We start from the raw sequence: 17630 nt of genomic DNA on the forward strand, positions 1-17630 counted from the left end.
AAACTTTCAAAATATAATGCTAATTAACCCGGTCATCAGATGACCTTATCATAAAAAGTAATCGCTTACATGACATAAGGAGGGGTTTTTTAGGGATGCAATGGACACAGGGGTACGCTCCTTTAGGGGGAAATTTGCTTTTATCGGCAGCTTGCGCGCTCGTGCCGATTATCTTCTTTTTTTGGGCGCTTGCGGTGAAACGGATGAAGGGGTACATCGCGGGGCTTTTAACGTTAGCCGTTTCACTTTTAATCGCTGTATTTGTTTACGGCATGCCGGCGGAAAAAGCGGTGATGTCCGCTTCTCAGGGAGCGGTGTACGGGCTGCTTCCGATCGGCTGGATTATCGTCACATCGGTCTTTCTGTATAAAATCACCGTGAAAACGGGACAGTTTGAGATTATCCGGAGTTCGGTGCTCTCAATTACAGATGACCGGCGTTTGCAGGCGCTGCTCATCGCCTTTTCATTCGGGGCGTTTTTAGAAGGCGCCGCCGGTTTCGGCGCTCCCGTCGCGATCTCGGCCGCTTTGCTCGTCGGACTTGGTTTTCAGCCGCTGTATGCGGCGGGAATTTGCCTGATTGCCAATACGGCGCCCGTTGCCTTCGGCGCGATCGGCATTCCGATTACCGCCGTCGAAGGTCCGACCGGGATACCGGCAATGGAAATTTCTCAAATGGTCGGCCGGCAGCTTCCGTTTTTATCCGTCTTTATTCCGCTGTACTTAATCATTTTGATGAGCGGGTTTAAAAAAGCTTTTGAGGTATGGCCGGCCATTCTTGTTTCCGGCGTCTCCTTTGCGGCCGTGCAGTACGCAAGCTCGAATTTTTTAGGGCCTGAGCTTCCGGATGTGCTGTCGGCGCTTGTTTCCATGGCCGCGCTCGCTGTGTTTTTGAAATTTTGGAAACCGAAAACGGCCTTTCGTTTCGCGGCAGAACGGGAATCAGCAGCGGCCGCTGACCGGGTGCCGATCAAGTACGGGGGCGCCGCGGTGTTTAAAGCGTGGTCTCCTTTCCTTCTTCTGACGGCCATGATATCCGTCTGGGGGATTCCCGGCGTGAAGGCTGCCTTAACCGGTCATTACGAAGGAACGTCAATGTGGCTTTCCTGGCTGAATGCAGCCGGGCGTGCATTGACCTTCACGCCTCCCGTCCCATTTGTAAATCAGCAGATTCTTCAGGCGGACGGCACGCCGATTGAAGCCGTGTACAAACTTGAGCTTTTCGGTTCAGCGGGGACGGCGATTCTGATTGCCGCCGTCATCTCCAAGTTCGCCCTCGGCATGTCGTGGAAGACATGGGGCGAAGCGTTTATAGAAACGGTGAAGGAATTAACGCTTCCGGTCGTGACCATTGTTTCTGTTGTCGGCTTTGCTTATGTGACGAATGCTTCCGGCATGAGCACGACACTCGGTCTTGCGCTTGCCATGACGGGCGCGATGTTTACCTTTTTTTCGCCGGTGCTCGGCTGGCTCGGCGTATTTATTACCGGCTCTGATACGTCGGCCAACCTATTGTTCGGCGGATTGCAAAAGGTGACGGCGCTCTCTGTCGGGATGGACCCGGTTCTCTCCGTTGCCGCCAATTCATCAGGCGGTGTCACCGGAAAAATGATTTCTCCGCAATCCATTGCGGTTGCCTGTGCCGCTGTCGGTCTGGCGGGCAAGGAAGCCGACCTTTTCCGCTTTACGATTAAGCACAGTCTGTTTTTGCTTCTGCTCGTCTGTCTTATTACATTTTTACAGCATCATCTGTTTTCATGGATGATCCCGTAACACGGAGAACCTCCCCGGGGTTTGGCTCGGGGAGGTTTCAGCTGTACCGTTTTCTCGCCGATGACGGCGGAATATTTAATTGGTCACGGTATTTGGCGACGGTGCGCCTTGAGATTCGGATGTCATATTGTTCATCCAGCAGATCGGCAAGCTTTTGGTCTGAAAAAGGTTTCTTTTTATCTTCTTTACCGACCAATGCCTCCAGATGCGCTTTTACGGCATAATTGGAGGCGCCGCCGTCCCCCGACGATTCAGCTTTCGCCGAGAAAAATGTTTTCATTTCATACAGTCCGTACGGCGTCTGAACGTACTTCCCTTTGATGGCCCGGCTGATCGTTGATTCGTGGAGCTCCAGCGTTTCCGCCACCTCTCTTAAGGTCAGCGGCTGCATTCCGCTTTTTCCTGTGAGAAAAAAGGATTCCTGCCGTTCAGTCAGGACGCCGATAATTCTCGTGATCGTTTGTTTTCTTTGCGACAAAGCCCGGTTCAGCCAGCGCCATTCCTGATATTTTGCCGACAGATAATTTTTCGTGTCACGGCACCCGGCAGCTGACAGCAGCGGCTGATAATGGGTATGAAGCTGGATATCAGGAAACGAACGGCTGTTGAGCCGCGCTTGAATGATGCCGTTTTTCACTGTGATGAATATATCCGGTTCCACGTAAAAACCCGGCTCCTCATGCGCATAACGGAGCCCCGGCCTCGGATCAAGCGCGCTGATCATGTCAGCGATGTCCTGAATGTCTTTAAGCGGAATGCCCGTTTTCAGTGTAAGCGCTTTCCAGTTCTTTCTTGCAAATAGCTCAAAATAGGCGTCGGCAATCCATTCCGCCTGTTCGTTCCGCTCGGGAAGACGGCGGAGCTGAAGAAGGATGCATTCCTGCAAAGACCGGGCGCCGATTCCCGCGGGCTCAAGAGATTGAAGCTTTTTCAGAACAGCTTCCGTCTCCTCTTGTGAAGCGGATACATGGTCGGCGGCAGCTGGTATGTCCTCTTTTAAATATCCGTTTGAGTCCAATGAATGTATCAGATAATTGAAAATTTTTTTCTCATCATCGGACAGTTTCATATCTAAGGCTTGTTGTTTGAGCGAATCCTGCAGCGTTTTGCGGGTAAGTCTGATCTGCTGGCTTCCGTCCCGTTCTTTCATCCTGTTTTTATTTGTTTTATGGTAAGATAGTGGCGGCGTGTCTGTTTCCTTTCGTTCAATCAGAGGGTTTTCCAGTGAGAGCTCATCAATATATCCGGCCAGTTCCGCGGAATTGTATCCGAGTAATGTGATAGCCTGTTTAAGCTCTTGCGTTAATTGAGGCTTTAACATTTGTGTTTGCTGAAGTTTGATATCCATCATGCTCACTCCCCTTTTTTCATTGTACATGATTGGTTTCATACCGTATATACTTATTAAAAGGAGTTGCTTTATAGATGTCAGAACTTTTTTCTGTTCCTTATTTTATTGAAAACTTTACACAGCACATTGAAATGAATCCGAATGAAGACCAAATTCATGCGATGAACAGCTATTACCGCTCCGTCGTCTCAACCCTTGTTCAGGATCAGCTGACGAAAAACTCGGTTGTGCTCAAAAGAATTCAGCATTTGGATGAGGCGTACAACAAAGTAAAACGCGGAGAAACAAAATAAACCTTCCGCTCATTCAAAGCGGAAGGTTTTCCTTCGTGCCGGCGGTTTCCCCGATCAGACGGACATCCGGCGCTTCGTGCATCCAGGTGTAATAATAGTTGGCGTTTTTCCCGTATGAATTATCAATGACGGTATTCGGTTTCCCGAGAAGCGAGGACAGAATGTGGCCGTGAAGCCTTGACGTTTCCACCGATTCGTACCTGCTGAAAAACAGGACTGATTTCTTCGTTAAGAAATCGGAATAGCGTTTCCAAAACCGCGCAATCGGCAGCGGGTTTCCCGCTTTTTTATTCAAAACATTCAGCGTTTGGAAAAAAGCGATTCCCCTGCGGTCGCTTGCTGACAGCACATCCTGCCAGTCGCAGCTTTTAACGGAAGAATTGTTTTGCAGCTTCGGATTGATTTCCCCATCCGTGCGGATAAAATGAAGCCTGCCGCGTGACGGAGCCGCTGACGCCGCCATCGGATACAGCTGATGGGCCATGTCAGGCATAAGCCCGATATGATTCGCCGAAAAGAAGTGTTTTGCAGTTTCGTATGACACATGATCTCTCGTAAACAGGTGGAGATCCTTGTGCTCCGCAAAAAGCGCCGATGTCTTCTCAAGCCGTGTCTCATCCTGATAATAGATGGATTGCGGCAGGATGACGATCCTGTTTTCCGGAAAGGATTTGACGATTTTTTCCCTGAACGTCTGATAGTACGGATAGAGATCCCCGAAATTTCCGCCACCCTGACAGACGATGATCGTCTTTTTGTCCGCCCGGCGCCCGAATGGAAAATTGTCGGGATTCCAGCGCTGTCTGACGCGGATGCCGTGCGCTTTAAAAAACGCCTCCGTCCCTTTCATAATCAATAAATCCCCTACATTTCCGTAGAGGGGATAGTCGGCATATATGATGTCAGATTGCGGCGGTATAACGCTGAGCAGACCCGTCAGCGTCTCTTTTAATCGGCTCATAACATGGCGGCTGTCCATGTTTTCTCCCCTTTCGTTTCAAACAGTTGCGCAAGTGCGTCAATGACACGCTGCTGCTCCTCAGAAGACAAGTCAGACCCGGACGGCAGACAGATACCCCGACTGAAAAGGTTCTCAGAGACCCGCTCATGTTCGCTGTGAGGATAAAAGACGGAAGATGAGAAAAGCGGCTGCGTATGCAGCGGTTTCCACAGCGGCCGGGCCTCAATGTTCTGTTCCGCAAGACAGGCGACGGCTTCTTCCGGCGTCACGCCGTTATCAAGCGTCAGAGCCGTCAGCCAGCGGTTTGAAACCGTTCCTTCAAGCTCCGGCATCATGCGGATGCCCGGATATGTTTCCAGCGCTTCCCGATACCTGTGAAAGATTTCTCTCCTCGCCCGAACGCGATCTTCGAGCACTTCCAGCTGCGATATCCCCACGCCCGCGAGAATGTTGCTGAGCCTGTAGTTATACCCGAGCTCGCTGTGCTGGTAATGAACGGCGGCATCTCTCGCCTGGGACGCAAGAAACCTCGCTTTTTCAATCGCGGCTTCATCGTCAGACACGAGCATGCCGCCTCCCGATGTTGTAATGATTTTGTTGCCGTTAAAGGAATAAATGCCGAAACGGCCGAACGTGCCGCTCTGCCTGCCTTTATATGTTGATCCTAAGGACTCGGCAGCGTCTTCAATCAGACAGACGCCGTATGCGTCACAAAGGCTCATTAATTCATCCATTTTCGCGCTTTGGCCGTAGAGATTGACGGCGATCACCGCTTTCGGGAGTCTGCCGCGCCGCTTTGCATCCCGCAGCGCCCGCTCCAGCGCATCGGGCGACATATTCCACGTCTCCCATTCCGAATCAATAAAAACGGGCTCAGCCTGCTCATACACAATCGGATTCGCCGTGGCGACAAACGTAAAGGAAGGACAAAATACAACGTCTCCTTTTTTCACACCCGCAAGCCGCAGGGCAAGATGGATGGCGGCCGTTCCCGAGCTTACGGCCGCCGCGCTTTTCACTCCCGCATATTCCGCGAGCCGCGCTTCAAACGAATTGACGAGCGGACCGAGCGGGGCAATCCAATTGGAACGGAAGGCTTCTGCGATGTATTCCTGTTCTTTTCCGCTCATATGAGGCGGAGACAAATAAATCCGTTTGTTTGTTTGCATGAAATCATCCTTTTTCATTATGGATAGGGGAGATGACGCGGGCCGGAACGCCGACCGCCGTCACATGGCCGGGAATTCGGCTGATGACCGCAGCCCCCGCGCCGATAACGGACCAAGGGCCGATGTCAATCTGCGGTATGACGGACGCTCCGATTCCGATGTGCGTTCCTTCCCCGACTTTCACTCCGCCGGCAAGCGCCGCGCGCGGTGAAAGATGGACGTAATCTCCGATTGCATTGTCATGATCGGCAACCGCCCCCGTATTGATGATGCAATGGGCGCCGATGTCAGCGCCCGCCTGAATGACGGCGCCCGCCATCACAACCGTTCCGTGTCCGACGGAAGCCGTTTCACTGACGATCGCCCCGGGGTGAATGAGTGCGGCATAATCGTCATCTTCAAGCCCAAGCGTTTCAGCAAGCTGCTTTCTGACGCCGTTGCGGCCGATGCATATCGTGAATACGGCCTCGGGGACGAGTTTCCGAAGCATGGGCACGTCTTTCGTCCGGCCCGTATATAAACCGTTCCGAACGGCAAAACCGCTGAATCCGTCATCCAATACGCCCGCAAGCTCCATATCGGAACGGGCATGCACGATTTCCTTCACGACTTTTCCGTGTCCGCCGTTTCCGATCAGCACGACCTTTTTCACGATGACATATCTCCGCTGCCTGTGAAGCGCTTTGCCGTCACATGGCCGGCTTGATGTATGCCTTCTGACACGAGAACTTTTTTCACTGTTAAAAGCAGAATCTTTAAGTCGAGAAGAAATGTGCGGTTGTCGACGTACCACACGTCGAGCTTGAATTTTTCCTCCCAAGAAATCGCGTTTCTCCCGTTAATCTGCGCCCAGCCCGTAATCCCCGGCTTCACCTCGTGGCGCCGCGCCTGCTCCGCCGTGTAAAGCGGCAGATAATCCATCAGCAAAGGGCGGGGGCCGACAAGACTGATATCTCCTTTGAGCACATTAAAAAGCTGGGGAAGCTCATCGATGCTCAGTTTTCTGATCAGCCTTCCCGTTTTGGTCAGACGGAGATGATCCGGAAGCAGCACACCGTTTTCATCACGCGCATCCGTCATCGTTCTGAGTTTATACAATGTAAACGGACGCCCGTTATGCCCCGGTCTCGTCTGTTTGAACAATACCGGAGACCCGATGGCGCATCTGACGGCTGCCATGGCGAAGAGAAGGATGACGCTCGCGCCGCACAATAACAACATCGCGGCCGCTATATCAAATACACGTTTCGCCTTCAAATCTGAACAGCTCCTTTCACTTTTCGGCATTTCTGTAAAGCAAGCCGCCTTTCTTCTTTCGTACAAATGAAGAAAAAAGCGAATGCGGCATAGCTCATGCATACGGCAAGCCCCGCGGCGATCAGGCCGGCCCAGCTGTCAAGCGGTGAAAACAGCCGGATACCCCGGCAGACAGCCCAGGCAAATACGGCCGCCGCCAACGGGCCGAACATGCCTTTGTAAAACGCGGTTTTCTGAAAGCCCGTAATATGCGAAACATACAGCGGCGTGAAGACGGCATTTTTCAAAATGAGAGAGACTGCACCGGCGATGGTGATGCCGTACAGCCCGAGATGTGCCGGTCCGCTGAGAACCACGGCCAATATGACATTCAGTCCGCCTAAACATAAAGTAACGACGGCGGGCGTTTTTTGTTTATTAAAAGCCGTCCATACGTAAAAAAGCGGCATGACAGAGAGACTGACCGCCAAATACGCGGCGTGAATATATAAAAGCGGCGCCGTCTGCACAAACGACGGGCCCAGCCAAATCGCCAGAAACGGTTCGGCAAGCCCTCCTAATAATGCGGCGGGAAGCGCGAGCAGAAGCCCGTTCATCCGCACAGCCTTATTGGCGTAAGACAGGAGACCTTCCATATCCCCTTTTGAGTAATAGGAAGTCAAAACCGGCGCAAACAGTGAAGCAAGCGTCCCGGCAAGACTTCTGAGCAGGAGCGGGAATTGAATAATCGCCGCATAGACACCCGCCTCAGACGGCCCCAGCACGAGGTTGGCCGTCATGAGGTCAATCTGCAGAAACAGCAGCACGCCGATCTGGTTGACAGAGCTCCAGGCACCGGCTGAAAACAGCACTTTGCTCGTCTGTAATGACAAGGTTTTACGGCTGAAAGAAAACCACGGAATCAATTTCTTAAAAAAGAAAAAAGTCAGCACGGCCGCACAGACGGCTCCCGCTAATGCCGAAAGCTGGATCTGCCAGATTTTCGGCGGCAGGCACGTAAACAGAGCGAGCACACACAGCACCCTGACCAGCATTTGCACGGCCTGAATGGAGCTTGTGATATAAAGCTTGTTGGCAAAAAACGGCCCCGTCGCGAAACCCGCCATAAAAAACGTCAGCATAAACAGCACGCTGCCGATTACAATAGAGAGCCTCACATCCGTTAAGAGCCCGGCCGGCACATTCATAATCTTGTCAATAAAAAAAGCCGTCCCGGCGAGCGGCACAGCGAGTAATAGAGATATCACGACAGACGCGGCTAAATAATTGCTTACATACGCATTGGCCTCATCCCTGTTCCCCCTGTGGGCGGCGACGGAGAAAAACCTCACAACGACAGAGCTCAGCGCAACGGTAATAATAGAGAAATAGTTAATGATATTCTGTGTCAGATGGACAAACCCAAAAGCCTCCACACCTAATGTTTTCACAATAAAGGGCGTCATCCACACTGATAAAAACACCGATAGTAAAAACGCCGTCACATTGGCGCCGAAATTAATGGCAAATTTCATGCTCCTTCCGCACTGCCTTTCTCTTTCGATTTCCGTTCGAAAAACGCATGCAGAAGAAGAGGAAGGCGCATTTTGCACAGACCGAGCACCACGCGCTCCCCCGCCAGCAGCTGTTTATGGCGGCACGGCGTCCTGCGCACCGCCGTTTTTACCATGTCATACGTTAAGATTCTGCCGATGTGCGCCGTAATCTGATGTGACGGCTGCGGGGCGGCGCATGCGTTGGCGATCAGCATCGGAATCTGATGCTTGCACAAATATGTATCGATATCGCTCCGGCAGGCGTCCGTCAGCCCGTTCGCCTCATAAAAAGCCATTTTCGCTTTATATTGCTTTTGCAGTTCTTGATCTAAGTGGGGCTTAAACGGGGTTTCTGTAAGACTTTGCGGATTTTCCCGGTAGATATACAGCCCTTCGTCTATCACTTTGATACGTGCGGCTTGGCGGAACGCTGCCAAATTAAACGGAGAGTCTTCGGCAAACCGGATATCTTCATGGAACAACAGCCCTTGCAATGCTTCTCTCCGGTATATATAGCGCCACACATACCAAATAAACCGATGTTCGTGCGCACGGGTCAGCAATGCAGTCATTTCATGCGCTGTGAAGACGCGGCCCGGCGGAAGGGACGGCGGCATATATGTTCGTTTCTTAGACGGCGTTTCCTTATAATAGCCGCATCCGGCGATATCCAGCCGGTTCTTCTCCGCTTCTTCATAAAGCCGCTCGAACATCGTTTCCGTCACATAGTCATCGCCGTCCGCAAAACCGATATAACGGCCGCGGGCGGCTTTTATTCCGGCATTGCGGGCCGAGCTGAGGCCGCCGTTTTCTTTATGAATCACCCGGATTCTCGCATCTTCTGCGGCGAATTGTTCAGCAATCCGCCCTGACTGATCCGGTGAACCGTCATTGACGAAAATGATTTCGATGTCTCTCAGCGTCTGTTTTGTTAAAGAAACCGCGCATTCTTTCATAAAAGGCTCTGTCTTATACATCGGCACGATCACGCTCACAAGCGGCGCGGTCATTGGGCATCACCGCTGATTTTCGAGCGCAGCCCGGCAAAATAAACACTGCGCAAAGAACCGCCTTCCTCATGCTTGCCGCTGAGCAGCCGGTTTACGGCGGCCGTTACAGCTTCAGGGTCTGGACGTTCAAGCAATGTCATGTTCGGTATGTTTTTCAGCCATTGATAGCCTTCCATCACCTTATGATCAAACGAACGAATGACGACACAAGGCGTTTTCGTCAGCGCACAAAAAATCATCCCGTGAAGCCTGTCAGTGACGACGGCTTCCGCGCCTTTCAGCGTATTCCAAAGCGCCTCCAGCTCCTTTTCACGCGTATGGCGGCTGACCCTCCGGCCGACCGTCGTCGTAAAGGAATACAGCTCTCCGTACTCTTTTGCCAAAGCTTCTTTTACCATCGTTCTGTCCTCAGCCGTCAGCGCACTCTCCTTATCCTCCCGTAAACAGAGGTAGATCCCTTCCCGCGGTATGCCCCGCTCGCTTTTATCCAAATATAAGACCATGTCAGGCTGTTTGAGCACTGTTTTTCCGGGAAAATGGCGCTTCATCCATTGATACGTCGTCTCATCTCTCGCCATTAACAAAAGGTCGGGATGCGCATTGTACACTTTTCGGGCGCGCTTCAGTTCCTTCCGTCCCTTTTTTGATTCAGAAAAGTGAGCCGTCGCCGGAAGCTGAACGATCCGATATTGCCGGAATGTTTTTATGACAAAGCGGCGTGTCCATTCCTCATACCGGTACAAATCCCCCATGTTCCCGCCGCCGATGATGAATACCATATCATCGGGGTGGCGCTTTTTGATCAGTGCTTTTGCGGATCTGTATATATCCTTCATATCCACCTCGACAATGTCAAAATCGGGATACTCCCGTTCAAGAAACGTTTTGCTTGCGTAGGCGATGGCGTGATCGCCGAGATTATCGTGGGACGGGAGCAGCGTCAGAATGATCTTTTTTCTTGCCGCTGTAAGCTCCGCCCCATCCGCTGCCGTTCCGAAATGAAATTGGGACGGGTATTTGACCTTAAGCAACAGCCATTCCGCGAGATTGATTTTTAAAGATTGTATCGACATGTCTTCACCCTCTGATTTTCATTTTGTACTCGATTGCCCGCTGATACGCGGCTGATGCCAGCGACACGAACGGAATCAGCTTCAGCTTCGCCAAAAGCAGAAGGCATGAGCGTTTGGCGTCAAACGGCGCCGTTCCGGTTTTGGAAAGGCTCAGGCGAAACACGGGATCAGCGCATATCCGGCTGATATTCTTCCACTTCTCAGAAAACCGGCCGCCATTATTCCGCTTCCATTCATTCAGCAGGCAGACTGTTCCGTGCTGAACGATGAAAAAATCCAGCTCCTGCCGGTATTCCTGTAAGCAGCCGTTTTCACGCAAAAAAGTCTCGTTCAGCCGATAGAGAACGAGACCTGAGTCAAACAGCTTTTTCTGATAGCTTTGCACAATGGAAGTCAAGTGAATCCGATAATGATAGAGCGGCTGATCCACGTACGAGACCGCACCTGCGTAAACATGCGCCCGGAGGCTGAAGTACTGATCCTCCACGTGTTCCAGCTCATCACGAAGCGGAAAGCGCAGCTGATGATGCTCGATCATGGTTCTTTTGTACAGCTTGTTCCATGAAAAACCGCTGACTCTTCCTTCAAATAAATCTTTCAGGTACAGTTGTTTCGGACGGCCCGCGTACGCTGAAGCGATCGTTGAAACGGCGGTTTTCCCCGTATCCGCAAACTCGGCCGCATATTCGCAAATCACGAGATCAGCCTGATCAGCCTTCGCTTTTTCATACATGCGCAGGCAATAATCAGGTTCAACCCAGTCGTCCGCATCAATAAAAGCGATAAATTCGCCGCGCGCCGCCTCGATCCCCTTGTTGCGGACCGCGCCGAGCCCACGGTTTTGCTGATGAATGACCCGGATTCTCTCATCCCGCTTCTGATAGGCTTCAAGAACCGCCGGGCTTTGATCCGTTGACCCGTCATTAACGGCCACGATTTCGATATTGGCGAGCGACTGATTGAGCAATGAATCTAAGCATCTTTCTAAATAAGTTTCCGTATTATACACAGCAATTAATAAACTGACCGCGGGTGTTTCCATATAAACCTCCAATGTCCATTACCGGGAAAAAATCGTTCTGTACGGAAGCACAGACGAATCGACCGGCATAAGCAAGTAACTGTAAAGAAAATAACAGACAATAATGGCGATATAAATCAGCGCATTTGATTTTTCATCAAAAATTCTCACAAAATAAGGGATCAAGATCATTTGGTACAGGCCGAAATATATATTAAATCGGGCGAAAATAACATCCTTTGTCGCCAAAAGACCGAAGAGCAGGCCGAGCAGACAGAAATTCACGATGACATCACTGTCAGGCCAGAGCTTCCGCAGCCGCTCCCGATAGCAGAAAGCCAAAAACAGCGGCAGAAGCAGCACCGCGATTTTTACGACGTTCATCCCATTCGTATTGGTCATCAGCCATTTCTCATAATGGCCGTATGAGCTGTTTTCCAGCACGACGACAAACAGCGAAATGAACTTCTGATACAGAAACGTCATAAGAAGAAACAATGCCGACAGTCCGAAAATCGCGGGCGACCAGGCTCTTTTTCTGACGAGAAAATAAACCGGAATCATAATCAGCGCTGAGGAATGAAAAAGCGAACACAGCAGCACGATTGACATATAACGCTTCCAGCTTCCGCTGATCACGTAGCGGACGGCCCAAAACAAAACGGCCGCCACCATATACTGCCTGATCCCGTTAAAGGAAGCGTAATAGTGATACGTGCCCAAAAACAAAAACACACTCAGCTCAAACGGACGGCCGAACTCAACGAGCCCCTTTAAAATAAAGCTGCACGTCACGACCGCCACGGTGAAATACATGATTTGCGGATCTTTCGTGATAAAATTCATGAGCCAGATGAGAGCCGTAAACCCCGGATCAACGGCTGCTTTTTTCGCTCCGAACCCGAAGATCTCCCAAATGCTTCCGTAATTTCCCGCCAGCTTGTACATCAGCGCGTACGTCTGAAAATCCGTCCCGACTCTGTAGCGCAAACCGGAGACCAATACGAGCGATAGCAGCGGAACGATCATGACGAGCTGATTCGGCCGGTATCCGGTCGAAAGCGATTGATCACGCCCGCCGCACATTTTCGCGAACCATGACCAAATATAAACAATTCCCATATTGACTACATATACAATCATTCGTTACTGTTCCTTTTTCCAATTCATATTGTAAAGCTTCATAACAGCCCCCGCATTTTCTCCCGCGTCATATCCCTGCCGTCTGAGGGTTTCTTTAATGCGCTCCCCGTCAGGCTTTGCCGCCTCTGCTGCCCGTAACACCGCGGATGCCCATTGTCCGGGCGGTTCTTTGAGGCTGAGCCTTTTGACCAGCCCGAGCCCGGCATCGGCTTCTTCCGTTATGCCGTCTGATATCACGCACGGCACCCCGGAGGCCTGCGCTTCAACGAGCGTGACGGGCAGCCCTTCATAAAGAGACGGCATGACAAATACATCCAGCGTTTTCAGCAGGGCATGAACGCGGTCTTCTATGCCGATAAAACGCACATCATCATCAAGCCCCAGCTTCGCCGCCAGATTTTCCATGTCGGTGCGAAGCGGACCGTCTCCGGCGAGAATCAGCTGTAAACCGATGCCCCGCTCTTTCATATCAGCTGCCAGCCGGAGCAGAAATTCATGGTTTTTTTCTTCTGTAAAGCGGCCGATATGGCCGATCACCAAACGGCCGTCTGCAATGCCCCGCTTCCTTTTTTCAGCTTCTGTGTCCGCGCCCCCGCCGGCAAATAAGCCGAGATCAATGCCGTTCGGCAAAAGATGCACGTCTTTTTCTTTCCCGAATAAGAAACGGCCCGCGTCTTTTCCGCAGGCGCACAGTGCCGTGGCGTTTGCCGTGATCAGCCGTCTGAAAACAAACAGCTGCATCCCGGCAAGCCGCGACGCCCGCCCCCGCCACGACGTACTGTGCGAATGGCAGATCCGCACCGGGACGCCGGCTAAACGAGCGGCAAGCGCGATGAATCCCGACTGAAAATCGGTATGGGCGTGCACGGCGGCAAACGGGCCTTTTTCCTGAATCACCCGCTTGACCTGTTTCACAAATGTAATCGGGTTTGTGCTGCCGATGCTCGGCACATAAAAAAGCCGTCCGCCGAGAGCGAGAATTTCCTCATCATAAGCGCACGGATCGTTCCTATGGGTTAAAAAATCAAACTGCACCTTCGTTCTGTCCATCTTCCGGTACAAATTCATCATCATCGTTTCTGCGCCGCCCCTGTTCATCCCGCTGAAGATGTGCAGCACCCGCATCGGTTTGTCAGTCATGTTCGGCAAGCCCTTCTTTTTGGCGGATGTCCCTGTTTTTATGATAACGGTTCATGACCGCGGGCGGCGTAATGGCGCGGATGAGCGGTTTTGCGATATACGCGTAATGGGAAAGCGGCAGCTTCAGCCGTCTGCATGCCTGAAAAACGAGGACCGCGTTATCAATGGAATACGTAAACGATCTCCTTTTAAACGCATCGCTGTCCTCTCTGACTTTATACAGCGTTTCTTGAAGATTGTACCCCCGGAAACCCGCTTCAAAAAAGCGCAGCCACAAATCGATATCCTCCATCCGCCGCGTCCGCCTGACTGACCGGTAGCCGCCAAGCGCTTTGTACGCTTCGGCCCGCATCATAATGGTGCCGTGGCAGAATGGTGTGCCTTTCGCCATAATTCCCGGTTTCGGCACGGGCGGCAAAAGCCGGGCGCCCCTTACACCGAATTCGTCAAATACGAGCATCCCCGTGCCTACGACTTGATAGTGGGCGTGCTTGTTTAAGAAAGCGGCCTGTTTTTCCAGTCTCCTCGGGTTGGAGATGTCATCACCGTCCTGCCTGGCGATATAATCCCCCGTTGCGTATGTCAGACAGCGGTTAAGCGAAGCGGCAAGCCGTTGATTTGTCTTATTTTGAATCAGCGTAATCCGGTCGCCGTAATGATCCGCGTAACGGCGCGCAATCTGATACGTTCCGTCAGTTGACGCGTCATCACACATAATCAGTTCCCAATTCTTATAAGATTGGCTCAGGATGGATTCAATACTCTCCGCTAAAGTCTCTTCGCAATTATAAATTCCCATGATGACGGAAATTTTCGGTTGTGCTCCTGCATTCATACGCTTTTCTCCTTTTTATCCATATAACCGGCGTAAATGTGCGCCATTTCCTTTACCGTACGTGTTTCCGAAAAACATTCCGCCGTCCTGCGCCCTTTTTGCCCCATTGCTTTTCGCAGACCCGGGGAGCGGTACAGCTTTTCAATCCGATCGGCAAACGCCGCGCTGTCCCCGGCCGGCACGAGAAAACCGTTCACGCCGTCTTCGATGATCTCACGGTGCCCCCTGTTGTCCGCGGCAACGGCCGGCTTTTCGGCAGCCATTCCTTCAAGCAGATTCATGCCGAGCCCTTCGCGGATGCTTGAGGCGACAGACAGATCAGCAAGCTGAATCAGTTCATGAATATCGCGGCAAAAACCGTAAAACCGCACAATGTCAGATACACCGAGTGATTCAGCCTTTTTTCTGTACGGCTCTTCCATCGCGCCTTCTCCGGCAAATACGAGTTTCAGCTCCGGGATGCGGTTCTTCAGCAGTGCCGCAGTCTCAATGAGAAGTCCCTGGTTTTTATTGCCGTTTAATTCAGCGGGATATACGAGAATAAATTCCCCGGCGCTGAAGCCGTGTTTTTCTCTCAGACGTTCACTCTCTTCCCGGCTCACAGGGCGAAACCTGTCTGTATTCACGCCGATGCCGTGTATTTTCTTCGCGCCGTAATCTGTTTTTTTCATTTGCTTGGCCCGTTCGTAATCCTCTTCATTAATCGTAATTAAACAATCCGTATAAGAAGAAAGAAATTTTTCGATCGGGTAATAAAGAAGCCAGTTTTTCAGGGGCGCTCCGTCGCAGAAGTGAAAGCCGTGCGCGGTGTACAGCACCTTTGTCCCTTTTTGGCGCGCTTGTCTCGCCGCAAGGCGTGCAAGCACGCCGCCGACCGGCGTATGACAGTGAATCATGTCGTAGCCGTTGTCCTGAATGATCCGTTTCAGCCGCCTGTAAACAGAAAGATTTTCGGGATGAAACGGCGAGCGCCGGATCGGAATGGAAAACTTTTCATCAACGAACGGAAGATTCATATTGCCGCCTGCCGCGACGTGCACCTCCCAGCCCATATCCTGAAACCATTGAAAATACGGAAGATGAAAGGCTTTAAAATGATAATCGACAGTGGCGCAGAATAATACTTTTTTCGTCATCTTTCTGTCCTCCCATCACACGCCTGCGGCCGCTTCTTCATGTACTGATTCGATTGCCTCAAACAGCCTTTTTCTCAGCTCTTCTTCAGGCAGACGGCTGAATTCCTCCATAAAACGGATGAGCACGGCCCAATTCCCGTCCACCGCTTTCCCGATATGGATTTTCGGAAAAATCTGCTCCGTATGTACTTCATTATGATTCAGCAATTCTTCATACATCTTTTCTCCCGGGCGGATGCCGGAGAATTCGATGGGAATCTGTTCTGTCGTATAGCCTGATAAATGAATCAGGTTTTTGGCCAGATCGACGATTTTGACGGGTTCTCCCATATCCAGAACGAAAATCTGCCGCCCTTTTGCAAGCGCCCCCGCCTGAATGACGAGTCTTGACGCTTCGGGAATCGTCATAAAATATCTTGTCATCGCCGGGTGCGTGACGGTGACGGGTCCGCCTTTTTCAATCTGCTTTTTGAAAATCGGAATGACGCTGCCGCGGCTTCCGAGCACATTTCCGAAACGGACGGCGGCGAATTTGGTGCGGCTGACCTTTCCGAGGTTCATGATGACCATTTCCGCAAACCGTTTCGTCGCGCCCATGACATTGGCCGGATTGACCGCTTTGTCAGAAGAAATCAGCACGAATGTTTCCGTTCCGCACATGTCGGCGGCTTCGGCGACATTTTTCGTGCCGATAATGTTGTTTTTAACGGCTTCTTCCGGATTATGTTCCATTAATGGCACATGTTTATGGGCAGCCGCATGATAGACGACGTGCGGCTCGTATTTTTTCATCAAAGTAAAGATTTTATCTCTGTCCTGAATATCGGCGATCTCCGCGTGAAAGAGCACCTCTTTGCCGAAGCGTGCGGACAGCTCGGTATGTACAGAATGAATGCTGTTCTCCCCGTGGCCGAGAAGGACGATTTCCCGCGGAAGAAACGCGCTGATCTGGCGGCAGATCTCAGAACCGATTGAGCCGCCGGCGCCCGTGACCAGAATCGTTTTTCCCTTGATGCTGTCAGAAATTTTGCTCGTATCAAGGGTGACCGGCTTTCTGCCGAGCAGATCTTCGGCTTTTACATCTCTGATGTGTCCGGCAGCCTGCGTTCCGAGCAGGATCTCATCAAATTGCGGCATGATTTTAATATGGGCGCCCGTCTGCACACATTCTTTGTATAACGTCTGAAGCTCATGGGTGCAAAGAGACGGAATGGCAATGATAATATGGTGAATTCTCAGCCTCTGCACTGCCGGCATAATGCTTTCTTTTCCGCCGATGACGGGCAGGCCCATGATTTCGAGCTTATGCTTCGTCTGATCATCATCAATAAAAGCCACAGGCATGATTCCGAGATCGTTTTTCTGGGTAAGCTGACGGACGAGCAGCGTCCCCCCCGCACCTGCGCCGATGATCAGCGCCCTGGAAGAGTCATTTTGCTTCCTGCCGATCGTTTCTTTCAGCACCCGTGAAATCATCCGGCTTCCTCCGATGAACAATAGCTGAACCATCCAGCTGACGGCCAACAGCCGGAACAAAATCGTGTGGAACACCCCGTATTGGACGGCGGCTGTCACAGCTGCGGACAGCGTGATCCCCTTCAGCAGATCAAGCAGCTCTCCTATTCCCGTGTACGTCCATACCTGCTTATACTGGTGAAACATAAAAGCGCATACATGATGGCTGATCAGCATGCTCACGGCAGTCAGCAGCAACGCTCCGGAGTCATAAAAGTGATAAGAATCCTCAAAAAATTGATATCCTATAACAACGGAAAGTAAAACGAGATACGTATCCAATGCAAAAATCATTGAAAGTCTTCTCCGGTAAGTCAATCTTTCCCCTCCTCATTTATCGGTTTAGCTGATACGGTTTTCGTAAAAACAGACATAACAGCTAAGCCGATAACAATGCATCATCTTAAGATAAAATTGGG

At 51.4% G+C, this 17630-nt stretch carries 16 protein-coding genes; 2 read left to right on the forward strand and 14 right to left on the reverse strand.

The annotated features are described in order from the left end of the window. Window positions 1-95: 95 nt before the first annotated feature. A complete protein-coding gene (gene lutP, locus ACKTRM_RS16065) occupies window positions 96-1772 on the forward strand; it encodes an L-lactate permease LutP (RefSeq protein ID WP_012118500.1) in 1677 nt (558 codons plus the stop codon). A 37-nt stretch (window positions 1773-1809) separates the two neighbouring features. On the opposite strand, the gene rpoN is transcribed toward lutP, so the two are convergent. Then, entirely contained in the window at window positions 1810-3120 is a 1311-nt protein-coding gene (rpoN, locus tag ACKTRM_RS16070; RefSeq protein WP_041482270.1) for an RNA polymerase factor sigma-54, read from the reverse strand. A 77-nt stretch (window positions 3121-3197) separates the two neighbouring features. Between rpoN and yvfG the strand changes: the two genes are divergently transcribed. Continuing rightward, window positions 3198-3416: a protein YvfG gene (yvfG, locus tag ACKTRM_RS16075; protein ID WP_012118502.1), complete on the forward strand. Its 219-nt coding sequence runs from the start codon at window positions 3198-3200 to the stop codon at window positions 3414-3416. 13 nt (window positions 3417-3429) lie between these two features. Here yvfG and ACKTRM_RS16080 read toward each other — a convergent pair whose 3' ends face one another. Genes ACKTRM_RS16080 through ACKTRM_RS16140 form a run of 13 tightly spaced genes read right to left on the reverse strand, consistent with a single transcriptional unit; the run spans window position 3430 to window position 17529 of the window. Further along, the gene (locus ACKTRM_RS16080) at window positions 3430-4395 is read right to left on the reverse strand and encodes a polysaccharide pyruvyl transferase family protein (RefSeq protein WP_012118503.1); all 966 of its coding nucleotides are present in this window, start codon (window positions 4393-4395) and stop codon (window positions 3430-3432) included. Beyond that, on the reverse strand, window positions 4374-5546 hold the full coding sequence (locus ACKTRM_RS16085; protein ID WP_007407381.1) for a DegT/DnrJ/EryC1/StrS family aminotransferase: 1173 nt from the start codon (window positions 5544-5546) through the stop codon (window positions 4374-4376). The genes ACKTRM_RS16080 and ACKTRM_RS16085 overlap by 22 nt, the downstream gene beginning before the upstream one ends. A 4-nt stretch (window positions 5547-5550) precedes the next feature. Then, window positions 5551-6198: an acetyltransferase gene (locus ACKTRM_RS16090; protein ID WP_012118504.1), complete on the reverse strand. Its 648-nt coding sequence runs from the start codon at window positions 6196-6198 to the stop codon at window positions 5551-5553. Continuing rightward, window positions 6195-6803, reverse strand: coding sequence for a sugar transferase (locus ACKTRM_RS16095; RefSeq protein ID WP_012118505.1), 609 nt, complete (start codon window positions 6801-6803; stop codon window positions 6195-6197). Before ACKTRM_RS16095 ends, ACKTRM_RS16090 begins: the two co-directional genes overlap by 4 nt. Continuing rightward, window positions 6800-8317: an MATE family efflux transporter gene (locus ACKTRM_RS16100; RefSeq protein ID WP_012118506.1), complete on the reverse strand. Its 1518-nt coding sequence runs from the start codon at window positions 8315-8317 to the stop codon at window positions 6800-6802. The genes ACKTRM_RS16095 and ACKTRM_RS16100 overlap by 4 nt, the downstream gene beginning before the upstream one ends. Next, window positions 8314-9348: a glycosyltransferase gene (locus ACKTRM_RS16105; RefSeq protein WP_012118507.1), complete on the reverse strand. Its 1035-nt coding sequence runs from the start codon at window positions 9346-9348 to the stop codon at window positions 8314-8316. Before ACKTRM_RS16105 ends, ACKTRM_RS16100 begins: the two co-directional genes overlap by 4 nt. Continuing rightward, window positions 9345-10421, reverse strand: a complete 1077-nt coding sequence (locus ACKTRM_RS16110; protein WP_012118508.1) for a polysaccharide pyruvyl transferase family protein — start codon at window positions 10419-10421, stop codon at window positions 9345-9347. The genes ACKTRM_RS16105 and ACKTRM_RS16110 overlap by 4 nt, the downstream gene beginning before the upstream one ends. Window positions 10422-10425: 4 nt before the next feature. Beyond that, the gene (locus ACKTRM_RS16115; RefSeq protein WP_012118509.1) at window positions 10426-11463 is read right to left on the reverse strand and encodes a glycosyltransferase family 2 protein; all 1038 of its coding nucleotides are present in this window, start codon (window positions 11461-11463) and stop codon (window positions 10426-10428) included. 18 nt (window positions 11464-11481) lie between these two features. Next, window positions 11482-12585: an EpsG family protein gene (locus ACKTRM_RS16120; RefSeq protein WP_012118510.1), complete on the reverse strand. Its 1104-nt coding sequence runs from the start codon at window positions 12583-12585 to the stop codon at window positions 11482-11484. Window positions 12586-12588: 3 nt separating this feature from the next. Next, complete coding sequence (locus ACKTRM_RS16125) at window positions 12589-13725, reverse strand: glycosyltransferase family 1 protein (RefSeq protein ID WP_012118511.1); 1137 nt, start codon at window positions 13723-13725, stop codon at window positions 12589-12591. Continuing rightward, window positions 13718-14560, reverse strand: coding sequence for a glycosyltransferase family 2 protein (locus tag ACKTRM_RS16130; RefSeq protein WP_012118512.1), 843 nt, complete (start codon window positions 14558-14560; stop codon window positions 13718-13720). The genes ACKTRM_RS16125 and ACKTRM_RS16130 overlap by 8 nt, the downstream gene beginning before the upstream one ends. Further along, window positions 14557-15696, reverse strand: a complete 1140-nt coding sequence (locus ACKTRM_RS16135) for a glycosyltransferase family 4 protein (RefSeq protein WP_012118513.1) — start codon at window positions 15694-15696, stop codon at window positions 14557-14559. The genes ACKTRM_RS16130 and ACKTRM_RS16135 overlap by 4 nt, the downstream gene beginning before the upstream one ends. Before the next feature lie 15 nt (window positions 15697-15711). Beyond that, window positions 15712-17529 (reverse strand): polysaccharide biosynthesis protein, encoded by a 1818-nt coding sequence (locus tag ACKTRM_RS16140; RefSeq protein WP_020954329.1) that lies wholly within the window; start codon window positions 17527-17529, stop codon window positions 15712-15714. Window positions 17530-17630 lie beyond the last annotated feature (101 nt).

Origin of the sequence: Bacillus sp. D7-8 (genome assembly GCF_052055895.1) — a bacterium.
In the GTDB taxonomy this organism is placed as follows: Bacteria; Bacillota; Bacilli; order Bacillales; family Bacillaceae; genus Bacillus; species Bacillus velezensis.

What these genes read in the sequence shown, in the direction of transcription:
- lutP (WP_012118500.1), top strand. Translation starts at nt 96, where the DNA reads ATGCAATGGACACAGGGGTACGCTCCTTTAGGGGGAAATTTGCTTTTA.
- rpoN (WP_041482270.1), bottom strand. Translation starts at nt 3,120, where the DNA reads ATGGATATCAAACTTCAGCAAACACAAATGTTAAAGCCTCAATTAACG.
- yvfG (WP_012118502.1), top strand. Translation starts at nt 3,198, where the DNA reads ATGTCAGAACTTTTTTCTGTTCCTTATTTTATTGAAAACTTTACACAG.
- ACKTRM_RS16080 (WP_012118503.1), bottom strand. Translation starts at nt 4,395, where the DNA reads ATGGACAGCCGCCATGTTATGAGCCGATTAAAAGAGACGCTGACGGGT.
- ACKTRM_RS16085 (WP_007407381.1), bottom strand. Translation starts at nt 5,546, where the DNA reads ATGCAAACAAACAAACGGATTTATTTGTCTCCGCCTCATATGAGCGGA.
- ACKTRM_RS16100 (WP_012118506.1), bottom strand. Translation starts at nt 8,317, where the DNA reads ATGAAATTTGCCATTAATTTCGGCGCCAATGTGACGGCGTTTTTACTA.
- ACKTRM_RS16105 (WP_012118507.1), bottom strand. Translation starts at nt 9,348, where the DNA reads ATGACCGCGCCGCTTGTGAGCGTGATCGTGCCGATGTATAAGACAGAG.
- ACKTRM_RS16110 (WP_012118508.1), bottom strand. Translation starts at nt 10,421, where the DNA reads ATGTCGATACAATCTTTAAAAATCAATCTCGCGGAATGGCTGTTGCTT.
- ACKTRM_RS16115 (WP_012118509.1), bottom strand. Translation starts at nt 11,463, where the DNA reads ATGGAAACACCCGCGGTCAGTTTATTAATTGCTGTGTATAATACGGAA.
- ACKTRM_RS16120 (WP_012118510.1), bottom strand. Translation starts at nt 12,585, where the DNA reads ATGATTGTATATGTAGTCAATATGGGAATTGTTTATATTTGGTCATGG.
- ACKTRM_RS16125 (WP_012118511.1), bottom strand. Translation starts at nt 13,725, where the DNA reads ATGACTGACAAACCGATGCGGGTGCTGCACATCTTCAGCGGGATGAAC.
- ACKTRM_RS16130 (WP_012118512.1), bottom strand. Translation starts at nt 14,560, where the DNA reads ATGAATGCAGGAGCACAACCGAAAATTTCCGTCATCATGGGAATTTAT.
- ACKTRM_RS16135 (WP_012118513.1), bottom strand. Translation starts at nt 15,696, where the DNA reads ATGACGAAAAAAGTATTATTCTGCGCCACTGTCGATTATCATTTTAAA.